This is a genomic window from Chitinophaga sp. CF118, from assembly GCF_900112615.1.
Taxonomy (GTDB): domain Bacteria; phylum Bacteroidota; class Bacteroidia; order Chitinophagales; family Chitinophagaceae; genus Chitinophaga.
Genome location: NZ_FOMK01000002.1, coordinates 568,776 through 589,800, shown reverse-complemented (window position 1 = coordinate 589,800; position 21,025 = coordinate 568,776). Strand labels below are relative to the sequence as shown.

Annotated in this window: 14 protein-coding genes; 9 read left to right on the top strand and 5 right to left on the bottom strand. The window is 42.8% G+C overall.

The genetic code is table 11. The annotated features are described in order from the left end of the window. Window positions 1-76: 76 nt before the first annotated feature. From BM176_RS10580 to BM176_RS10570, 3 genes are read left to right on the top strand one after another with little or no spacing between them, the layout of a single operon-like run. Window positions 77-3,292 carry a TonB-dependent receptor domain-containing protein gene (locus tag BM176_RS10580; protein ID WP_218162178.1) on the top strand — a complete coding sequence of 1,072 codons (3,216 nt, stop codon included), beginning with the start codon at window positions 77-79 and terminating at the stop codon, window positions 3,290-3,292. Between the two features lie 11 nt (window positions 3,293-3,303). Continuing rightward, the gene (locus BM176_RS10575; RefSeq protein WP_090103355.1) at window positions 3,304-4,725 is read left to right on the top strand and encodes a RagB/SusD family nutrient uptake outer membrane protein; all 1,422 of its coding nucleotides are present in this window, start codon (window positions 3,304-3,306) and stop codon (window positions 4,723-4,725) included. A gap of 6 nt (window positions 4,726-4,731) precedes the next feature. Further along, the gene (locus BM176_RS10570; protein WP_090102601.1) at window positions 4,732-6,081 is read left to right on the top strand and encodes an alkaline phosphatase family protein; all 1,350 of its coding nucleotides are present in this window, start codon (window positions 4,732-4,734) and stop codon (window positions 6,079-6,081) included. A gap of 155 nt (window positions 6,082-6,236) precedes the next feature. On the opposite strand, the gene BM176_RS10565 is transcribed toward BM176_RS10570, so the two are convergent. From BM176_RS10565 to BM176_RS10550, 4 genes are all read right to left on the bottom strand, one after another. Beyond that, window positions 6,237-6,509, bottom strand: coding sequence for a hypothetical protein (locus BM176_RS10565; RefSeq protein ID WP_090102599.1), 273 nt, complete (start codon window positions 6,507-6,509; stop codon window positions 6,237-6,239). Between the two features lie 133 nt (window positions 6,510-6,642). Then, window positions 6,643-7,479 carry an RpnC/YadD family protein gene (locus BM176_RS10560; protein WP_090102597.1) on the bottom strand — a complete coding sequence of 279 codons (837 nt, stop codon included), beginning with the start codon at window positions 7,477-7,479 and terminating at the stop codon, window positions 6,643-6,645. A gap of 257 nt (window positions 7,480-7,736) precedes the next feature. Beyond that, entirely contained in the window at window positions 7,737-8,267 is a 531-nt protein-coding gene (locus BM176_RS10555; RefSeq protein ID WP_090102595.1) for a hypothetical protein, read from the bottom strand. 390 nt (window positions 8,268-8,657) lie between these two features. Then, window positions 8,658-9,419, bottom strand: a complete 762-nt coding sequence (locus BM176_RS10550) for a class I SAM-dependent methyltransferase (protein WP_090102593.1) — start codon at window positions 9,417-9,419, stop codon at window positions 8,658-8,660. A gap of 122 nt (window positions 9,420-9,541) precedes the next feature. On the opposite strand from BM176_RS10550, the gene BM176_RS10545 reads away from it, so the two are divergent. From BM176_RS10545 to BM176_RS10530, 4 genes are all read left to right on the top strand, one after another. After that, window positions 9,542-10,543, top strand: a complete 1,002-nt coding sequence (locus BM176_RS10545) for a 4-hydroxyproline epimerase (protein ID WP_090102592.1) — start codon at window positions 9,542-9,544, stop codon at window positions 10,541-10,543. A gap of 8 nt (window positions 10,544-10,551) precedes the next feature. After that, window positions 10,552-11,793 (top strand): NAD(P)/FAD-dependent oxidoreductase, encoded by a 1,242-nt coding sequence (locus BM176_RS10540; RefSeq protein WP_090102590.1) that lies wholly within the window; start codon window positions 10,552-10,554, stop codon window positions 11,791-11,793. Between the two features lie 11 nt (window positions 11,794-11,804). Continuing rightward, window positions 11,805-13,490: a DUF885 family protein gene (locus BM176_RS10535; RefSeq protein WP_090102588.1), complete on the top strand. Its 1,686-nt coding sequence runs from the start codon at window positions 11,805-11,807 to the stop codon at window positions 13,488-13,490. Window positions 13,491-13,615: 125 nt separating this feature from the next. Next, on the top strand, window positions 13,616-13,834 hold the full coding sequence (locus BM176_RS10530) for a hypothetical protein (RefSeq protein ID WP_090102585.1): 219 nt from the start codon (window positions 13,616-13,618) through the stop codon (window positions 13,832-13,834). Here BM176_RS10530 and BM176_RS10525 read toward each other — a convergent pair whose 3' ends face one another. After that, window positions 13,835-14,431, bottom strand: a complete 597-nt coding sequence (locus BM176_RS10525) for a porin family protein (protein ID WP_090102583.1) — start codon at window positions 14,429-14,431, stop codon at window positions 13,835-13,837. Window positions 14,432-15,045: 614 nt separating this feature from the next. Here BM176_RS10525 and BM176_RS10520 point away from each other — a divergent pair. Both BM176_RS10520 and BM176_RS10515 read left to right on the top strand, forming a co-directional pair. Further along, entirely contained in the window at window positions 15,046-17,247 is a 2,202-nt protein-coding gene (locus tag BM176_RS10520; RefSeq protein WP_090102581.1) for a transferrin receptor-like dimerization domain-containing protein, read from the top strand. Between the two features lie 169 nt (window positions 17,248-17,416). After that, complete coding sequence (locus BM176_RS10515; RefSeq protein WP_090102579.1) at window positions 17,417-21,022, top strand: response regulator; 3,606 nt, start codon at window positions 17,417-17,419, stop codon at window positions 21,020-21,022. The last annotated feature ends 3 nt before the right edge of the window (window positions 21,023-21,025 follow it).

Sequence of the window (21,025 nt, the reverse complement as noted above, 5' to 3'; positions counted from 1 at the left end):
TTCCGGCTGGGTTGCACACTGATAACAGTGTGCAGCATTTTTAACGGATTCAAAACACATTAAAAACATGTCAAAGATGCACAAAATTTTCTCAGGTTACTATAACCTGTTTAAAAAGCTTTTTTCGCTAAAGATGAGAATTACCAGCTTCCTGTTATTATTTTCTTCTGTTTTGTCCTTTGCCGCTACCAGCGCCGGACAATCAATGAATGAAATTAAAGTGAGTCTGCATGTGAAGGACAGACCGTTAAAAGAGGTATTAAGCCTCATTGAGCAGCAATCGGCTTTCATTATCGGCTATAACCAGGATAATATCCCGGATAGCAGCAGAATCAGCTATTCGGCAGAACATAAATCTGTCGAAAAGGTATTAAACGACCTTTTAGGCATCTATCCCGTAGTAATTAAACAGGTGAATGATAAGTACATCCTGATCAATAAGGTAACCTATGCCGAAAAATGGTTATTGCAGCAGCAGGTAATCCTGACCGGTAAAGTAACCGATAAAACTTCCGGAGAAGCATTACCGGGTGTTAGCATCAGTATCAAAGGGACTTCTTCTGGTACGGCTACAGATGTGGATGGTAAATTCTCCCTTCGCTTTCCACAGGATAAAGAAGAAGTGACCCTGGTGGTATACTTCCTGGGATATAAAAAACAGGAAATCAACATACAAAAGGCGGCTGCTTCCACTCCATTGAACGTAGGCTTGCTGGTAGACCGTATGGGACTGGATGAAGTTGTGGTAACCGGTCAGGGACTGGATATCAGCAAAAGAAGATTATCTACGAATGTAGTGAGCATAGGTACTAAAGAACTGGATCAGGCCCCCTCCGGCAGATTAGACCAGATGCTCCAGGGCAAACTGCCGAATGCCCAGATCCGCCTTACCGGCGGACAGGCAGGGGCTACTTCTATTATCCGTGCAAGAGGTGTGAATTCTGCTTTTGTAAATTCAACACCTATCATTTATGTGGATGGGGTGAGAATGGATAACCTGAACACTGCGTCCAAACTGGGAGGTGGTAGTACCCAGGGGGCTGCGGTGAGCGCTATTGCAGATATTCCGATGGATAACATTGAAAGAATAGAATATATCAATGGTGGTGCCGCTACAACCATGTATGGCTCCGATGCAGCTAATGGTGTGATCCAGATCTTTACTAAAAAGGGCGGTTCCGACAGAACTGATATCACCCTTGAAACACAAATGGGAATAGAAACGCCTACGGCAGATTTTCTGCATTTCAAACGTACAAAAGAACTTCTATTCCAAAACGGTTTCTATCAGAAACAACACCTTGCATTGAACGGCGGTAAGGATAATTTCGGATACAGTTTCTCCGGCAATTACGCGAATAGCCGGGGTGTACAGATCTATGACCAAAACAGCAACCGCCGTATTGATTTCACCAGCGGTTTTCGTGCTGCTCTTGGAAAGAAAGTAGTATATGAAAGCTCTTTCACGTATGTGAATAATAACTACAAACGTAACCGTAATGGTAATCAGGGCGGTTATACCGGTTTATGGTTTGCTGAAAGTGGTGCCTCTTCAATTACAGGTCCTAAGTTCAGTCCTGTTATAGATACTTTATCCGCCGCATCATTTGCGAAAATGAAAGCCTATGTATCCCAGGCAGAGCGTTTACAGGATAACAGCATTACAGTAAACAGATTTCAAACCTCACAGGTATTTAAATATACACCCTTAAAAAATCTGGTATTTAAAGCTACCGGAGGGATCGATTATCGTGTGCTGCGGAACCAGGTAATTACTACCAATCAATATCTTTCATTCACCAGTAATACAAACATTACTGATCAGGGAAGTGTAAGCAATGCAGATCGCAAGTACCTCGGCATTACGCTGGAACTAAACGGTCAGTATGAAGCAAAGGTGGGCAACTTTTCATTCGTTACTACTGCTGGCGGACAGCTGTTCCGTAATGAGGACCAGCAAATTTTGTACGTAGGTAGTAATATCAGGGATGGATCAAGAATCATTTCTAATGCGGCAACTAAAACCAGTGATGAATACTATCTCCAGGTAGTAAACTATGGTATGTACCTGCAGGAAAATATCGGCTTTAAAAATAAGCTGTTCCTGGATATGGGAGTAAGGGGAGATGGCAACCCTGCTTTTGGTAAGAACATCGGCGTCCAGTATTATCCTAAAGTTGGGATCTCTTATGTGCCGAGTGCAGAGCCGTGGTTCGATGCAGTTGCTCATGTTATATCATCTGCTAAAATCAGAGGTGGCTTTGGTGTGGCTGGTAACTTGCCAACTGCTTTTGCTAACCAGCGAACAATCGCTTTCAGTGGTTACCAGAGTGCGCAGGCGGCTTATTTCGGTCAGCCGGGTAATGTCAATCTGAAACCGGAGAAAACACAAACAGCAGAAGGAGGCCTGGACCTCGGCTTTCTGCATGACCGGATTTTATTATCTGCGGGATATTACCATGCTGTTACTAACAATGCACTATTCTATGTGCCTCCCACACCTTCCAGCGGTCAGTCGCAATCACAATTATATAATGTAGGTAAGATTCTCAATCGCGGACTTGAATTCAACTTCGTTGTATTACCCATTCAAACAAAGAATGTAACACTTCGCCTGAATGCTTCTGTTAATACACTCTATAATAAAGTGCTCAGTTCCGGTGGTGTAGCGCCGTTTAACATCAACGGTTTTAGTGCACGTACTATTCAGACGGTGGTACAGGAAGGATATTCAATTGGTTACCTGAGAGGGAACAAAGGTGTATTTGGTGCTGATGGAACGTTGGCCTCCACTACCGCGCAACAGAATCTGGGGACTACCATCCCGAACCTCTTCGGTAGTTTCGGCCTCAATTTCCGCTATAAGAACTTTGAGCTGTATGCGAATGGCGATTACCAGAAAGGAGCATATGCGAACTCGTTCGACAGGCAGTTCCGCTTCAACTATGGCGCAGGTAATGAAGGTATTCCACAGGCTGAAATCGATAAGAACAAACGTACCAACTGGCTGAACTTTACCAATATGTTTACTGAGAAAACAGACTTCCTTAAAGTAAGGACAATCGGGTGCTCTTACACCCTGAAAGGAGTTATTTTAAACAACATGGTAAAATCTATGACAGTAGGATTTATGGCCGTGAATCCATTGAACTTCGCAGCTTCCAGCTTTGATCCGGAAGCCACTATCAGTGGAGCTGCACAGGGACAGGGTGGTGCTACTACCGGTGGTATTTCATATGCCACTTATTCATCGCCACGCCAGTGGCTGGGTTCATTAAGGTTAAACTTTTAAATGCTGAAACAATGAAGAACATCTTTTTATATAGTATCATCACTGTATTGCTGGGTACAAGCGCCTGTAATGTATTAAATCCGAATATTACAGACGATGTATATATTGGTAACCCAGGAGCAACCTCCAGCTGGGTAAATGGACTACGCCGTCAACTGGCACTTACCATGAACCAGGTAGTTGTAAGCACGGAACTGGTTTCTGATAATTATTACAATAACCGTACAGAAAGCAGTAAGGTATTTGATATTCCGCAGATCGATTATTACGACCTTGACGTGAATAATCTTCAGATCCAGATACAGGCGCTGCGTGAAAAGGCGGAATATGGTTTGAATATAGTATTACCAGGAGACGCGACTACAAAAGCGGCTGATTCTGCAGAAGTATATTTCAGTCTTGCGTATGCCCACATCCTGAGTGGGGAACTGTTTGTTGGCTTACCAGGCAGCAATGGGGGTGCAGTATTAACCCCCACAGAACACCTGAACCTGGCTATTACCAATCTGGATAAGGCAATTTCATTACTGGCAAACGGTACCGATGAGCAAACGGCTTATATCCTGCTGAAAGCACGCGCTTATTACAGTTTGGGCGATGTGACCAATGCCGTTAAATATGCCACTATCGCAAAGGCTACGAATAGCCTCTTGCGGCAGGTGAAATATGATGGTACGAATAGCGTGACCAACGATATGCAGACGTACCTGTTTTCTGCAACCAATAATGAATTTGCGCCGCTTCCCCGTCTGGACTTCCTTGATCCCAAGTATTATCATACCGGGTTAGCTGCTGCCGATCAGAAGCCCGTTACTATTGTAAAAGCAGAAGAATCCTGGCTGATCCTTGCAGAAGCAGAAATCTCCGCCAATACGCTCGATGCAGGCCGTCAAACTTTAAAAGACTTATTATCCCAGGTGGTATTATTGCGCCCTGTTGTGCAGCTCGATGATAGTAAAGAAACACGCAACGGTGGTAATCGTACGGACTATCCTCTCACGGCCGTGAACGTAAAATTTGATGCTGCGGATAGTACACGCAGTAACTATGTACTCAATAGGAAGGCCGGTACAATCAAGGCTTACACTGTTTCCGGTACTAAAGTAACAGCGACAGAGCTTGATGCTGCTACCACACAGGATCAGTTGTTATACCTGTTGTACCGCATGCGTCAGGAAATCTTCATGGCAGAAGGCCGCCGTATGACGGACCTGGGAATCAAATTCCCGGTATCTCAGACAGAGCAACTGAATAATAAGAATGTGAAGGATGCAGACATCAAAGCGCAGATTCCTTCTTTTATTCCACTGAACCGTGGAATGGACGACTTTACTTATGATGTAGCCAATGGTGTGGTAACGATGAAATACGATATGAATAAAGTGTTGGTGACTAATAAGCAATCGAAAGAAATTTTCCCATTTATTAATTAAGCAGGTATGAAGAAAATATTTTTACTAGCACTGATTACGTGCTTTTATTTTACTGGCCTGATGGCGCAAACGGCTAAGTATGTTGTGATAGTAAGTGTGGATGGATTCAGACCGGATTTCTACATGGATAAATCCTGGCCGGCACCGAATATGCAGCAGATGATGGACCGGGGAGTATATGCCGAAGGGGTAAGAGGCATTTTCCCTACCGTGACATATCCATCACACACTACGATTATTACAGGGGCTATGCCTGCCCGGCACGGGATTGTGTATAATACACCTTTTGATATGAAAGGGTTGTCAGGCCGTTGGGTGAAAGATGCAAAAGAAATTAAGGTGCAGACATTATGGGAAGCGGCACACCAGGCGGGGTTAAAAACGGCGTCGGTTTCGTGGCCGGTAACTGTAGGTGCCCAGATTGATTACAACATTCCTGAAACATGGTCAGAGACCACCCCGGGCGACCGTCGCGGTGCCACCAGTCAGGATGCTACTCCCAAAGGGCTCTTTGAGGAAGTACAGGAAAATGCGACAGGTCATCTGCAGGCGAATGACCTGGACCTGCACTACCTCAGTATGAATGAAAACCTGGGTAGAATGACTGCTTATCTCATCCTGAAGTATAAGCCGAACCTGGTAACAGTACATCTGCCTTGTACCGATGAATTTGAGCATATGGAAGGTCGTGAAGGGGAAGGGGTAAGACGTGCAGTTGCATCTGCCGACAGAGCCATTGGAGACATCATGGAAGCCCTGCTGAAAGCAGGGATCAAAGATAGTACTGCACTTATTATTACCGGAGATCACGGTTTTGTAGATACACATTCCAGTCTTGCTCCCAATGTATGGCTGGCGCAACAGGGATTGATAGGGGTAACTCCCGATCGTGGAAACTGGAAAGCAGCTTTTCATTCTTCCGGTGGTTCTGCATTTCTGCACCTTAAAGATCCAAAGGATGAAAAAACATTACAGCAGGTGAAGAAGATGCTGAGTGAGTTGCCCTATTCACAGCAGAAACTATTCCGTATAATTGATCGTTCTGTGATGGATAAGATGGGCAGTGATCCTGAAGCTGCACTGGCATTAACGGGTGTGCAGGGAATTTCCTTTAATAATAATGCAGATGGTCCAATATTAAAGCCTGCCAAAGGTGGTGCACATGGGTATTTTCCGGATTTTAAAGAGATTCGTACCGGTTTTGTAGCAACTGGTGCCGGTCTAAATATGGGTACTGTATTTCCTGAAATAGGACTGGAAGATATAGCACCGCTTGTAGCAAAATTATTGGGTATAGAGTTGAAACAGGCAGAGGGAATTGTATATCCCGGAATGTTGATGTCAACAAAGAAATAAGATTGCAAATAACTACTTCTACTTTGCCATGTTAAAATAGGGCTCCGAAAAGGTATGAACAAAGAGGATTGGAGAAGCTTAAGAAGGGCTCTTCCTAACATGGCAAAGTAGGAATAATTGGTTTATTTTTTTTGATAATTACGCTCTAATTCTAATTAATTAAGTTGCTCTATTTCTTCAATAGACATACCTGCGGCTTGAGATATTAATGCAATATCAATTCCCAGGTTTTTCATATTTGCAGCAATTTCTTTTTGTGTATCTGCTCTCCCTTCTTCCCTCCCTTCTTCCCTCCCTTCTTCCTTTCCTTCTACCCTTCCTTCATCTTTCCCTACCAAATAAAATACATCTGTTTCTCTTGTGTAAAATGTGTTAGCTGATATCATTTTTTTAAATTTAAGTTTAATATTTGTAGTCAGTAAATTCATTAAGACACGCAGCTGATTAAGATACTTATTTCCCGTAGAACCCTTCTTGTCAGCAGCTATGATTTCTTTACAAATATTTTCTATAACTTTATCTTCACCATCTTCTTCGAAGTTAATTACGCTCTAATTCTAATTAATTAAGTTGCTCTATTTCTTCAATAGACATACCTGCGGCTTGAGATATTAATACAATATCAATTCCGAGGTTTTTCATATTTGCAGCAATTTCTTTTTGTGTATCTGCTCTCCCTTCTTCCCTCCCTTCTTCCTTTCCTTCATCTTTCCCTACCAAATAAAATACATCTGTTTCTTTCGTGTAAAATGTGTTAGTTGATATCATTTTTTTAAATTTAAGTTTAATATTTGTAGTCAGTAAATTCATTAAGACACGCAGCTGATTAAGATACTTATTTCCCGTAGAACCCTTCTTGTCAGCAGCTATGATTTCTTTATAAATATTTTCTATAGCGTTATCTTCACCATCTTCTTCGAAGTTAGCTAAAATTGCAAATACTTTTATTGCGGGACTTTCTGAACACAAAAAAACTTTGTAATCAAAATTTTTAAAGTCAATAATTTCATACCTGAACTGCAGATTTTTGTGTTTAAGCTCACAGCTCATTTTAGCGCCTCCCTTACCTATGAAAATAACGTATTGTTCCACTGGTATGCGGTATTTACGATGTAACATCACCGCATATTCTGCCATGCGATACACCATGTTTTTATCATTTTGAGACTGCCATTCCAGATGTAGCACATACTCATTATTATTCCGGTCTGTGATTTTTTTTAGCACATCCGGTCTTCTTTCTTTTGTGTACTGAATACTATCAGGAATTGCTTCGCTGGTAGCAACATCTAAATGCAGTACATCTTTTATAATATCAGGTAATGCATCATCCATATTCTCTCGTATGACCTTATCATACCCATTACCTTGCTTTTGGTCAATAACTTCTTCTTTCATTTAATTGAATAAATGATTAATAAATAAGTACCTCAAGTTTTAGCAGGGGAGGATAAAAATGATAGGGCAACTATCTTTTTTTCAAATCTTAACTTGTCAAATCAGAACTACATAAGTATAGATTATTATATGCCGGCAAAGAAATCAATTTTCACAGAACAACATCAGCATAGATGCGCATACGCTGATGCTGTCCATGAAACAAGTTAGTCTTTACAACCGCCCCGCTTTAGTCACCCAAAGCGGGACGGTATTCTTTATCCCTCTTTTATTTCTTTCTCTAAATAAACCTTCATCAATACGACTCTGTCATAAATTTCTTTGACAAGTTTTAGCAGTACTGCTTTCAGATCATCCTGTTTAGGATCATTATTCACTACTTTTTTAAGAGGAGCATTATTAACTGCCTTGTGCAGATCCTCAATACCAGGAAGCCGGAACTTTCCGATATAAATGCGCTCTTCCTTTTTAGGTGATGAATCTGCCATCCCGTTTTCATTCGGCAATATTACCATCCTTACGAAACATGATTGTTCCTTTTCAGTGGGAAGGAATAACATAATATAGCCAAATTGATCAAGCTCTTTCAAAACATGATCATATATAACTTTTGATTTGATACCACTATCCCGCATAATTTTTTTGTGGGATATCGCTACTTTTTCCCCGGTACTGTGATGATACCACCAGGTAAAAAGAGTGTTGTATAAACTTATGTGTTCAAGATCTATACGATCGTCTTTTTGAAACAATCGGTTTACCTGTTGTAAATGGCTTACAAATTCCATAGATATTACTTAATTTAAGATGAGAAAAGAAGAGTACTTAAAATATTGTAATGTGCCGCCATGGAGGAGGTTGTGGGCGTAACATTCCATAGATTTTAAATACACGGTTCATCTGCAAATTCCCTGGTAGGTATAGTTGCATGGGATAACTGATTTTAGTTGATGGATTAAACAAACATTGTAAATAAGTCAGGTTAACAATGTGTTGTTTTTAACGGGAGCAAAGATTATATTTTTTTGAATAAATAAGGTTGTTCATTTTGTTCATTCTCAAAAAGAAAAATTGTGCTTGTTCATTTTGTTCTTGCAGGTTCGTATTTATACTAATGTATGCAATGCCGGTAACTGTGTCAGATCTACAAACTCCATTCCTGCTATGTGAGGTGGAGCTTATTTTGCCTTGCCCATATAAACTTTAGTCGTATATCCGAATACAACTTTTTCATCTGCAGCATGTTTATTAAAGATTTTTTCTAATACATCCAACATGGGCTGATAATTAGGAGCCCCCGGGGCTGGTATATAAGAACTTGACAACAAACGCCCTTTTACTCCTTCATAATCCAACACCTGGTTATTGGCGAAAGTAGCTTTTTCAAGTGCTGCGGGTGCAAAGAATGCAGTTAACTTTTCGTCAGTGGCAATATCCTTATGTCCTACTTCTTTGTAATCAGTCCCAAATTCCTGTAAAAGCACTTCATAATCCTTTTCAAAGGGTGTATTCACTTCTCTGATATTCCAGATTAATACAATATATCCATTTGTTTTTGTGATACGGCCAAATTCTGTTTTTGCCTGTGGTGGATTAAACCAGTGAAAAGCTTGTCCGGCTACTACAAGATCTGCACTTTCAGTGGCCAGCTGGGTTTGCTCAGCAGTCCCGTTAACACTGATAAATGCAGGATATCCCTTTAATAATTGTTCTGCCTTTTGCCGCATAGCCTCATTGGGTTCTACACCATAAACCTTATTCCCGTTCTTCAGAAATAACTCAGTAGAGATTCCGGTACCAGAACCAATATCTGCCACTACCCATGAAGGGTTGAAAGCAATTCTGTCTTGCAGATAATTTAGAATCTCCTGTGAGGGGTAATGCGGACGGTAACGTACGTAATCTTCTACTCTATCTGTAAATCTTGAGGTACTGTTCATAATTTAACCGGGTTTACCCCGTAAAATTACTTTTTTATGTTAATTTTTGCATACCATTGATCAATACCTGCACTATTATATTCACTGCTTACAAGTATTTTTGGAGATAGCAACCAATTTCAATGAAGAAGACTTTTTTTTGCATAGATGCACATACCTGTGGTAATCCTGTTAGATTAGTGGCCGGTGGAGGCCCCGTATTAGTGGGAAATAACATGAGCGAAAAACGGAATCATTTCCTGAAGGAATATGACTGGATCAGAACCGGACTGATGTTTGAACCTCGTGGTCATGATATGATGAGCGGCAGTATCCTGTACGCCCCACATGACCCTGCCAACGATGTTGCCGTATTATTCATAGAAACCAGCGGATGTTTGCCCATGTGCGGACATGGTACCATAGGTACCATTACTATCGCTATAGAGGAAGGGCTTATCACTCCCAAGGTACCTGGTATCGTACGAATGGAAGCTCCCGCAGGCCTGGTACTCATCGAATACAAACAGGAAGGCAAAAAGGTAAAAAGCGTTAAACTGACCAACGTGGCATCCTACCTGGCAGCAACTGATATTATTGTGGAATGCCCGGACCTGGGGCCATTGACCGTAGATGTCTCCTATGGCGGGAATTACTATGCCATCGTGGATGTACAGGAAAACTTCCCCGGACTGGAACACTATACTGCTTCCCAATTGATTGGCTGGGCAAGGGAAATTCGTAAACGTATTAATGAAAAACACTCATTTGTACACCCCGATAATCCACATATCAATGGCTGCTCCCATGTGCTGTGGACTGGTGCTGTAATGGACCCTTCATCTACCGCCCGCAATGCTGTTTTTTACGGTGATAAGGCGATAGACCGTTCTCCTTGTGGTACCGGTACTTCTGCACGGATGGCTCAATGGTATGCCAAAGGAAAGCTGAAAAAAGGTGATGCCTTTATCCATGAAAGTATCATCGGGTCTAAGTTCATTGGTACTATAGAGGAAGAAACCACTGTAGGTGGTCAACCAGCTATTCGTCCGGGCATTGAAGGCTGGGCAAGAATCTATGGTTATAATACAATTACGATCGATCCGGAAGACGATCCATATGCATACGGATTACAGGTGATTTAAATGAATATATGAAAGTAGTTATTATTGGAGGAGGTATCATTGGATTAAGCAGTGCTTTTTACCTCCGGCAAGCAGGATATGAAGTAACAGTTGTTGACAGAACAGATCTGAAAGATGGATGTTCCTACGGTAATGCGGGGTACATCTGTCCAAGTCATTTTGTGCCACTGGCTACTCCCGGTATTGTTAAGCAGGGACTAAAATGGATGCTCAATGCAAAGAGTCCCTTCTATGTTCACCCCTCACTGAACCGCTCCCTTATTAACTGGGGATGGCAGTTTGTAAAAAGTGCCACCAAAGGACATGTGGAACGCTCTGCCGTTCCATTACGGGATATCTCCCTGCTGAGTAAGCAGTTGTATGAAAACTGGACTAAAGAGTTTGACTTTTCCTACGATCCGCAGGGAATGCTTGAACTGTTCAATACGGAAGCTAATGCACATCATGCGGAGGCTAGTATAAAGGATGCCAAAGCACTGGGTATAGAAGCCCGCCTTATTGATAAGACTACCCTGGCAAAAATGGAACCGGACACACCCATCAATGCATTGGGTGCTATTTACTTTCCCGGTGATGCACAGCTGTATCCCAATCAACTGATGAATAACCTGCTGACTTATTTAAAGGCTAAAGGTGTGCAGTTTGAAACAAAACAGGAAGTAAAGGATTTCATTATCGCAGGAAATAAAGTAACTGGTATAAAGACAGATACCCAGACCCTGGAAGCTGATCACATTGTGGTGGCAGGTGGTGTGTGGAGCGGGGAACTGGCAAAGCTGCTGCAACTGAACATTCCTATGGTGGGTGGCCGTGGCTATTCCGTTACATTGGAAAATTCGCCCTACAAAGTACGGCATTCTGTTATTTTAAGTGAAGCAAGGGTAGCCATTTCGTCAATGAATGGTAATAAGATCCGTTTTGGGGGTACAATGGAGATCACTCCTGTAAATACACCTCCTCGTATGCAGCGGGTACAGGGGATCCTGGAATCTGTAAAACGTTATTTCCCGGCTTATGATATTCCGTTGCCCTCTGCAGATAAGGTGTGGTACGGCTACCGCCCCTGCAGTGCAGACGGATTACCACATATCGGAAATATGCAGCGTTATCCGAATGTGACAATCGCTACAGGACACTCCATGCTTGGCATCAGCCTGGGAGCCGGTACCGGTAAACTAGTGAGTGAACTGGTGGAGAATATAAAACCGTCTATGGACCTCAAACCTTTCCTTGTGGAAAGATTTGACTAAAAATATCAGGTATGAAAAGAACGATATTACAGCTTCTATGTATAATGATCATCGGACAGGCAGGAGCGCAACAAATGACAGACTTATTAATCCACTATGAGGCCGACAAAGGAAGCCTGAACCGTTTTTATTCTATCGATAATTCCCCTGAAAAACGGGAACGGCTGAAAGTGTTTAATAAGGATTACCTCCAGCAGTTGTCTGCCGTTAACTTCGATGCATTATCCGCAGGTGCCCGGGTGGACTATGTTTTACTCCGTCGCGATTTGCAGGAACAACTGCGTACACTGGATGAAGAAACCGTACAGTATGGACAACTTACTACCTGGTTCCCACTCTCCGATAAAATCTATGCGTCAGAAAAAGAAAGAAGAAGAGGAACAAAACAAGATGCACAGGCGCTGGCAACCACATTCAGGGAAATGGCTCTGGCACTGCAGGAAAAAGGAACGCAGCTAACCACTACCACAGATCTGAATATATATCTTTTGCGCAGGGGGGCTGCTATTGCCAAAGGACTGACAGAAGCATTGCATAGCATACATACTTTCTATAACGGATACGACCCCTTGTATACCTGGTGGGTACCTGCTCCTTATAAACAGCTGGACAGTACACTTAAAAGTTATACTGCTGTATGGGAACAGAAAATAAAGACAGCACCGGGAAGTAAGGATGATGGTAGTGGCATCGTGGGGCATCCTATTGGTAGGGAAGAGTTAGTCCGGCAGTTGCAGAATGAAATGATCCCTTACTCTCCTGAAGAACTGATAGATATTGCCAATAAAGAATTTGCTTTCTGTGATGCTGAAATGTTGAAGGCTTCTGAAGAAATGGGCTTTGGTAAGGATTGGCAAAAAGCAATGGAAAAAGTGAAGAACAGTTATGTGCCTGCTGGAGATCAGCCGGAAGCAATGATGAAACTCTATAACGAATCAGTGAGTTTCCTTAAAACAAACAAGCTGGTAACACTGCCCCCGCTGGCGGAAGAAACCTGGCGCATGATCATGATGACGCCGGAAAGACAACTGGTGAACCCATTCTTTACCGGTGGAGAGGAATTCAGTATTTCATATCCAACAAATGATATGGAGGAAGCCGACAAAATGATGAGCATGCGGGGAAACAATCCTCACTTTTCAAGGGCAACTGTTCACCATGAACTGCTGGCAGGACATGCTTTACAGGAATTCATGACAAACAGGTACAAAACATACCGTCATTTTGAAACACCTTTCTGGATAGAAGGATGGGCATTGTACTGGGAAATGCTGTTATGGGATATGAAATTCCCACAATCGCCCGAAGACCGTGTTGGTATGTTATTCTGGCGCAAGCATCGTTGTGCGCGTATCATCTTTTCACTGAACTATCACCTCGGAAAATGGAGCCCCCAGCAATGTATAGATTTCCTGGTAGACAGGGTAGGGCATGAACGGGCAAATGCTGTCGGGGAAGTTCGCCGCTCTTTTGTAGGAGGTTACAGCCCGCTTTACCAGGTGGCTTACATGATCGGTGGTCTGCAGTTTATGGCGCTGAAAAGGGAACTGGTAGATAGTGGTAAAATGACTTATCAACAATATCATGATGCGATCCTGAAAGAAAATATGCTTCCGGTAGAACTGCTCCGGTCCATACTTACAGATAAACCCATCGCTAAAGATTTCAAAACCAGCTGGCGTTTTTATAAGCTGTAAAACGTTCATTACATGAAAAGGATATTCCTGTTCTCAGCCATCCTGGCTGTACATGCATACGTATTCGCTTAATCTTACGGCCCCGGCAGGACCAATGGAGATGTATCTCTGTACTTACTGGGGGAATGGATAACCGGTATCGTAAGTTTGATATCCTGGTAGATGGAGTGAAAGTAGCTACGGAAGATCTGGATAAATATAAAGAGAGCCGGTTTTATGAAATTGTATATCATATTCCTGCAGAACAGACCAAGGGAAAACAACAGGTGACTATTGTAATGAAAGGAGGCCCACACAACAGTGCAGGCCCCGTATTCGGTGCAATAAGAATGATGAAGGAGTAATTATTTAAAAGCAACTCCCACTCCAAACGCTATCTGTTGAGACTTCCACGTGTAGCGGTTGTCAATATCGTTCACATTTGTTAAGCCTAATACATAGCGACCATAGAACCTGACATTGGCAACGTTGACCTGAACACCGGCAACGGCGCCAATGTCACTGCTTTTCATTGCATCTCTGTTATACTTCAGTAAGTCTTCATTCGCAAAGAACAGGTAACTGTACTGTGCACCTACGTTGAAGGTTAACTCCTTAATAGGACTGTAACGTACCAGCAATGGAACAGTCACATAACTCAGCTTCAGTTTATTACTTGAGCTTGTATTGCTGGCTGAAACATAATAGGTGGTAAAGTCATCACCTTTTCTTCCAGTAGCCTGGGTAAACAATAACTCCGGCTGTATTCCCCATTTCTTCGACAAGTCCCATTCTGCAAAGGCACCTCCCTGGAAACCAGGAGGATAAGAAGATTTCAGGCCTTTACCCTGGATTGTAGAAAATAACAAGCTCGCTTTCAGTCCATAATGAAAACCCTGCGCACTTGCAGCAGTTCCCAGGAACACAAATAAAACGCCGGCCAGTAACAATCTTTTTTTCATAGATACAATTTGAAATATTACAATGATCAATTGAAAATTAGGAATGAACCCGTGTAACTCAGGCTAAAAATATTTCGCGGGCAAACATACGTAATTCACAATAGATCATACTTAATATGCGATTAAAGTTTGATTGTTCCATTAGATATACTTTACCTTCGGGAGTTTAATAAGGGTATCTTTAATGGGATGAAATGGCGATAATCATCGCTGAACAGCCGAATTATATCGTTATTTATATATATCATCCTCCTGTAAAAAATTTTCTACTTTCCTGAATATAAGACCAGTTAAAAACCATTTCTTCTCTGTCATCTACCTGGAAGGGGGTACCCTTTGGGCCGGTCCCATATGAAATTATCATTGGTAATATAGCTGTGCAGAAGGTTAACTCACTAATGAGGTAATTATTATATTGTAGTTGTATTTAATACTGTTTTCACAAACAAATTCCCTCAAATGGTCCATATTACTCAAGATCTGAAAAGGACTATGGGCAGCTTATGCCTGTCAGTGATCCGGGTGGTAAAATAGGAGACAGGATTAGTCTATGTTATTAGTAGAGTATTTATTAGATTCGTTTTCAATTTATCAATCATTAAAGATATATCCGCATGCAAATCCGTAGTATTATCAGTGTAGTATCAGTAATTCTCAGTTGCACAACGGTGGCCGCTCAACAAAAATCCATCAGTGGATTCAAAGGTGATGCTATTACCACACAGCAACAACTGGAAGCCCGCTTTGATCAGCTGATTAGCAGCGCCAACATTGGAGAAACCATTCGCGAACTCTCGGCCAAACCTCATCATGTGGGGTCTGCTAACGGAAAGGCTGTCGCGGAATCAATACTGGCTAAATTTAAAAGTTATGGTTGGGATGCACATCTCGTAACTTACCAGGTGTTGTTTCCAACACCTAAAACAAGGATGCTGGAATTAACAGGTGCTACTCCCTATAAAGCATTGCTTAAAGAACCTGCCCTGAAAGAGGATGCTACCTCCGGACAGGAAGGACAACTGCCCACTTATAATGCCTGGAGTGCAGATGGAAATGTAACAGCAGCACTCGTATATGTGAACTTTGGCCTGCCGGAAGATTATGAATGGCTGGAACGTGCAGGGATAGACGTAAAAGGAAAAATAGTGATTGCCCGCTATGGACATTCCTGGAGAGGTACCAAACCCAAAGTGGCCCAGGAACATGGTGCCATTGGTTGTATTATCTACTCAGATCCTGCCCAGGATGGGTATGTACAGGGTGACGTGTATCCAAAGGGGGCTTATAAAAATGAATATGGGGTACAACGAGGCTCCATAATGGATATGGTAATCTATCCCGGAGATCCACTTACCCCCGGCATTGGTGCTACACAAAATGCAAAACGGCTGGATAGGTTACAAGCCCCGAACCTTTTGAAAATACCCGTATTACCAATTAGCTATCATGATGCTCAACCTCTGCTGGCGGCCCTGACCGGGCCTGTAGTGCCAGCGGCTTGGAGGGGTGGTCTGCCAATAACATATCATGCGGGACCAGGCAAAGAAAAGGTACACCTGGAAGTGTCGTTCGATTGGCAGCTTCGTTCTGCCTATGACGTGATCGCTGAAATTAAAGGGGCACAGTTCCCGGATCAATGGATCATCAGGGGGAATCATCACGATGCATGGGTGAATGGTGCTGCAGATCCTGTGAGCGGACTGGCTGCAGAACTGGAAGAGGCTAAGGCCATCGGCGAACTGGTAAAAGGCGGTTACAAACCAGCCCGTACGCTGGTATACTGTGCGTGGGATGCTGAAGAACCAGGTTTGATTGGTTCTACAGAGTGGGTGGAAGATCATGCAGAAGAGCTGCAGAAAAAAACAGTTGCCTATATTAATACTGATAATAACGGACGTGGTTTTCTGTTTGCTGGCGGCTCTCATGCCCTTGAACCTATGATGGGAGAGATCGCTAAAGATGTTGTCGATCCGCAAACACATGTGAGCATCTTTGAACGGAAAAGGGCCTTTGATGCAGTCAATGCAAATGGGGTAAAAGCTAAAAAGGAAGCATTGCAGAAGCAGGATCTTAAACTGGAAGCATTAGGCTCAGGATCTGACTATTCTTCTTTCCTGCAACACCTGGGTATTCCTTCCCTGAATCTGGGTTTTGGAGGAGAAGATGATGGGGGAGAATATCATTCTATTTATGATTCTTATGATGATTTCAGCAGGTTTAAAGATCCCGGGTTCGTTTATGGTACCGCGCTTGCACAAACGGCGGGTAGGGCTGTATTACGACTGGCAGACGCATCTGTCCTGCCTTTTGATTTCCGTAGCCTGCATAAAACGATCAGCACTTATGTGGATGAATTGCAAGCCCTCACTACCGATATGAGGGAAACCACCAAAGCAAATAATTTGTTAATCAATACCCGGCAGTATTCGCTGGCTGCAAACAAAGAGGAAAACCTGAAACTGCCTGTGGTGGAAGACGAAGTGCCTTACATTGATTTTTCTCCGTTGCAGAATGCCCTCCTGGCATTAGACAATGCTGCCCAGCAACTGGCAGGTATAAAAAACTCTTCACCTGCTATTAACGAAGCACTTTACCAGGCAGAACAGCAACTCCTGGCTGCAGATGGTTTACCACGGCGTTCCTGGTATAAACATACCATTTATGCTCCAGGTTTTTATACCGGCTATGGTGTGAAAACAATACCCGGTGTAAGAGAAGCTATAGAACAGCGTAACTGGAAAGAAGCACAGGTTCAGATTGGAGCTGCTGCTGCTGCTATTAACCGTCTTGCTGTTTACCTTGCTGCAATAAGATAAGAACATAGCGTTCTGATTTTAATCCCCTGCTTCATATTGAACTTGGCAATATGAAGCAGGGGGTTTATATTTACACTAGTGTTGTCAAATATGCTATTGTAAAACCTGATATGTTCGCGATTACTTACCCGCATAAACACACCCATCACCCCGGCTAAATAATTTAAGGATGAAAACTACATTTAAGAGAAATCTGCTGATTGGATTTGGTTTGTCTTTATTATTGCTGGTGGTGAGCTCTGTAGCCTCCTTTTTCAGTATTAAGAATCTGTTGGAAAGTGGCCTCCAGGTAGATCATACAAACAAGGTGATCTCCGAACTGGAAAATACAATTTCTCTGATGAAAGACTCTGAAACAGGTCAGCGTGGCTACCTGCTTACAGACGATGAACAATATCTCGAACCTTATAAGGGAGCCTTTGACAGTGCTCTCGCATCCCTCAATAGAATTGAAGTATTAACAATAGATAATCCTGCACAACAAACTTCTGTAAGGCAGCTTCGGGTGATTATAAATCTTCGGCAGACTATTTTACAACGCTCCATAGATGCCCGCCGTGAAGGACAGGCCATCAGGTTCGAGAATCTGCAAAGTGGCAGGTTAATGATGGATAGTGCCCGTAAGTTGGTAAGGGAAATGGAAGACCGTGAGAAGAGACTGCTGGCAATAAGAACGGCGAGCCTGCAAAAAATCTCTGGTTATACCCCCATACTGATCGTTATTGCAGCTCTCCTCGCACTCTTGATCACTTCTGTATTCTACATCCGCGTAAACCGTGATTTTGAAGAACGGAATAAACTACAAAACGCACTGGCAGAGAAAGACCGCGAAATTACCCGCCGTATCAATATCATCAGAAGCCTTGCAGAAAAGATTTCCGCGGGTGATTATTCAATCAGGGTGAATGGGGGAGAAAGTGATGACCTGGGCAACCTGTCATTATCACTCAATAGAATGGCGGAGTCTCTGAATAATTCGTTTAACCTGCTCTCTGAAAAAGAATGGTTACAAACAGGTATTGCCGGTTTGAATAACAGAATGGTAGGAGAGAAGTCTTTAGAAACACTGGCCGTACATATCATAGAATTCCTGGCAGAATATACTCATAGCCAGGTAGGTGCTTTGTATCTGAATGAAAGAAACACAACATTAAAACTTACAGGTAGCTTTGCATTCGCATATGCGGATAACCGTCTTGAAATTCCTTTGGGGCAAGGCCTGGCCGGACAATGTGCTGTAAGTGGAAAAACGATCCTGCTAAAAGATATTGCTCCTGAAAATATTACTATCAGTTATGCAACCGGAGAAATAAAACCAGTGACTATTATAGCAGTGCCTGTAATATATGAAGGACATGTAAAAGGAGTGATAGAGTTGGCATCGCTTAAAGATTATACACCTGCTCACCTGTCTTTCCTCGAATCAGTTACCCATAACGTGGGTATTGCAATAAATACTTCGGAAAACCGTCGTCGTGTGCAGGAGTTACTGGAAGAAACCCAGGTACAATCCGAAGAACTACAGGTACAACATGGAGAGTTAGAAAATATTAATACAGAACTGGAAGCGCAGGCATCAAGGCTACAGGCTTCTGAAGAAGAGTTGCGTGTACAGCAGGAAGAACTGCAACAGGCTAATCGGGAACTGGAAGAAAGATCCCGTTTGCTGGAAGACAGGAACCAGGTGATTGTAGAACGTAATCTTGAAATACAGAAAAAGGCAGACGAACTGGAAATCAGTACCAAATATAAATCCGAGTTTCTGGCTAATATGTCGCACGAGTTGCGTACGCCACTGAATTCTATTTTATTATTAAGCCGGTTACTGTCTGAAAATAATGAAAAGAACCTGGTACCCGATCAGATAGAGTCGGCCCAGGTAATCCGGAGTTCTGGTAAAGGCCTGCTAGACCTGATAGATGAGATCCTTGATCTGTCCAAAATAGAATCCGGAAAGATGGAACTCGAATTTACAAATGTACCTGTACATGAGATCTGTGCTGATATGGAGGCACTTTTTGGACCTATAGCACATGAAAAGAATCTGGATCTTAAGGTGAATATCCAGCCAGATGCGCCTGCCCTGATAGAAACAGATAAGATGAGACTGGAACAGATCCTGAAAAATCTGTTGTCCAACGCCCTTAAGTTTACGGCAAAGGGTAGTGTAACCTTAAAGGTTGGAGCATTCGAGCAGAACGGACAGTCATGTATCCGTTTTTCCGTGAAGGATACTGGCATCGGTATCGCTGCGGATAAACAACAGGTGGTATTTGAGGCATTCCAGCAGGCAGATGGATCTACCAGGCGTAAATATGGTGGTACAGGATTAGGACTGTCCATCAGCCGCGAACTGGCTAAACTTCTGAGGGGAGAGATCCGGCTGGAAAGTGAACCTGCACATGGTAGCGAGTTTATAGTGATAGTTCCGGTACATCCGCATGCAGAAAAAAGTACATTAGCTCCTGTTGTAACGCCACAACAAGATGAAAATATATGGCAGCTAGCCCGTCAGGCTAAGAATGATAACCTGCGTTTTACCGCAAAGGAAATACCGGAAGAAATTCCTGATGACAGAGACGCTATAACGGAAAACGATAAAGTGATCCTGATAGTGGAAGATGATACCAGTTATGCATCCATTCTGCTGAACTTTACACGTAAAAGAGGATATAAAGGAATTGTAGCAGTAAGGGGCGATCATGGTGTGGAAATGGCTTTGCAATATAAACCGGCAGCCATACTGCTGGATATCGTATTACCTGTACGGAATGGCTGGCAGGTGATGGATGCGCTTAAAGCCAATGCAACTACCCGGCACATACCGGTGCACATCATTTCCTCACTGGAAGCCAGGAAAGAAAGCCTGCAGAAAGGCGCGGTCGACTTTATCAATAAACCGCTGGCGCTGGAACAGATGCCATTAGTATTTCAACGGTTGGAAGATGCGCTGACACGTAATCCTAAGAAGGTGCTCATTGTGGAAGAAAATGCCAAACATGCACAGGCGCTGGCTTACTTCCTGGAAAACTTTAACGTAAATACAGAGATTACAGAAAATATCAGCAGTAGTGTAACTGCCCTGAAAAAGGAGGATGTGAATTGTGTGATCCTGGATATGGGGGTGCCAGATGAGCAGGCCTTTGAAACATTGGAAACAGTGAAAAAAAATCCTGGGTTGGAGAATCTGCCTATCATCATCTTCACCGGTAAGAATCTATCACGTTCAGAAGAAAACCGCATCAGGCAGTATGCAGATTCTATCGTGATCAAAACAGCACATTCCTATCAGCGTATGCTGGATGAAGTAGCTTTATTCCTGCACCTGGTAGAAGAAAAAGGGGGGCAGAAACCTCCAAGGAAACAACAGGGACCACTGAAAGAAGTATTGCAGAATAAAATAGTACTGATTGCTGATGACGATGTGCGTAACATCTTCTCACTCACTAAAGCACTCGAACAGCATAAAATGACTATCATTTCTGCGCTGGATGGTAAAGAGGCTATGCAGCAACTGGAAAATAATGCAAAAGTGGATATTGTGCTGATGGATATGATGATGCCGGAAATGGATGGTTATGAAAGCATTAAACAGATCCGGCAACTGCCCACATACCGTAATCTGCCTATTTTGGCAGTTACGGCCAAAACAATGCTGGGCGACAGGGAAAAATGTATTAAAGCAGGTGCTTCCGATTACATTTCGAAACCGGTGGATATAGATCAACTGGTTTCGTTACTGAGAGTATGGTTATACGATAATGCCAGAAATTAAAAA

Bases quoted from the DNA above. Each gene is read 5' to 3' on its own strand.
- BM176_RS10580 (WP_218162178.1), top strand. From the start codon at position 77: ATGCACAAAATTTTCTCAGGTTACTATAACCTGTTTAAAAAGCTTTTT.
- BM176_RS10575 (WP_090103355.1), top strand. From the start codon at position 3,304: ATGAAGAACATCTTTTTATATAGTATCATCACTGTATTGCTGGGTACA.
- BM176_RS10570 (WP_090102601.1), top strand. From the start codon at position 4,732: ATGAAGAAAATATTTTTACTAGCACTGATTACGTGCTTTTATTTTACT.
- BM176_RS10565 (WP_090102599.1), bottom strand. From the start codon at position 6,509: ATGAATTTACTGACTACAAATATTAAACTTAAATTTAAAAAAATGATA.
- BM176_RS10560 (WP_090102597.1), bottom strand. From the start codon at position 7,479: ATGAAAGAAGAAGTTATTGACCAAAAGCAAGGTAATGGGTATGATAAG.
- BM176_RS10555 (WP_090102595.1), bottom strand. From the start codon at position 8,267: ATGGAATTTGTAAGCCATTTACAACAGGTAAACCGATTGTTTCAAAAA.
- BM176_RS10550 (WP_090102593.1), bottom strand. From the start codon at position 9,419: ATGAACAGTACCTCAAGATTTACAGATAGAGTAGAAGATTACGTACGT.
- BM176_RS10545 (WP_090102592.1), top strand. From the start codon at position 9,542: ATGAAGAAGACTTTTTTTTGCATAGATGCACATACCTGTGGTAATCCT.
- BM176_RS10540 (WP_090102590.1), top strand. From the start codon at position 10,552: ATGAAAGTAGTTATTATTGGAGGAGGTATCATTGGATTAAGCAGTGCT.
- BM176_RS10535 (WP_090102588.1), top strand. From the start codon at position 11,805: ATGAAAAGAACGATATTACAGCTTCTATGTATAATGATCATCGGACAG.
- BM176_RS10530 (WP_090102585.1), top strand. From the start codon at position 13,616: ATGGATAACCGGTATCGTAAGTTTGATATCCTGGTAGATGGAGTGAAA.
- BM176_RS10525 (WP_090102583.1), bottom strand. From the start codon at position 14,431: ATGAAAAAAAGATTGTTACTGGCCGGCGTTTTATTTGTGTTCCTGGGA.
- BM176_RS10520 (WP_090102581.1), top strand. From the start codon at position 15,046: ATGCAAATCCGTAGTATTATCAGTGTAGTATCAGTAATTCTCAGTTGC.
- BM176_RS10515 (WP_090102579.1), top strand. From the start codon at position 17,417: ATGAAAACTACATTTAAGAGAAATCTGCTGATTGGATTTGGTTTGTCT.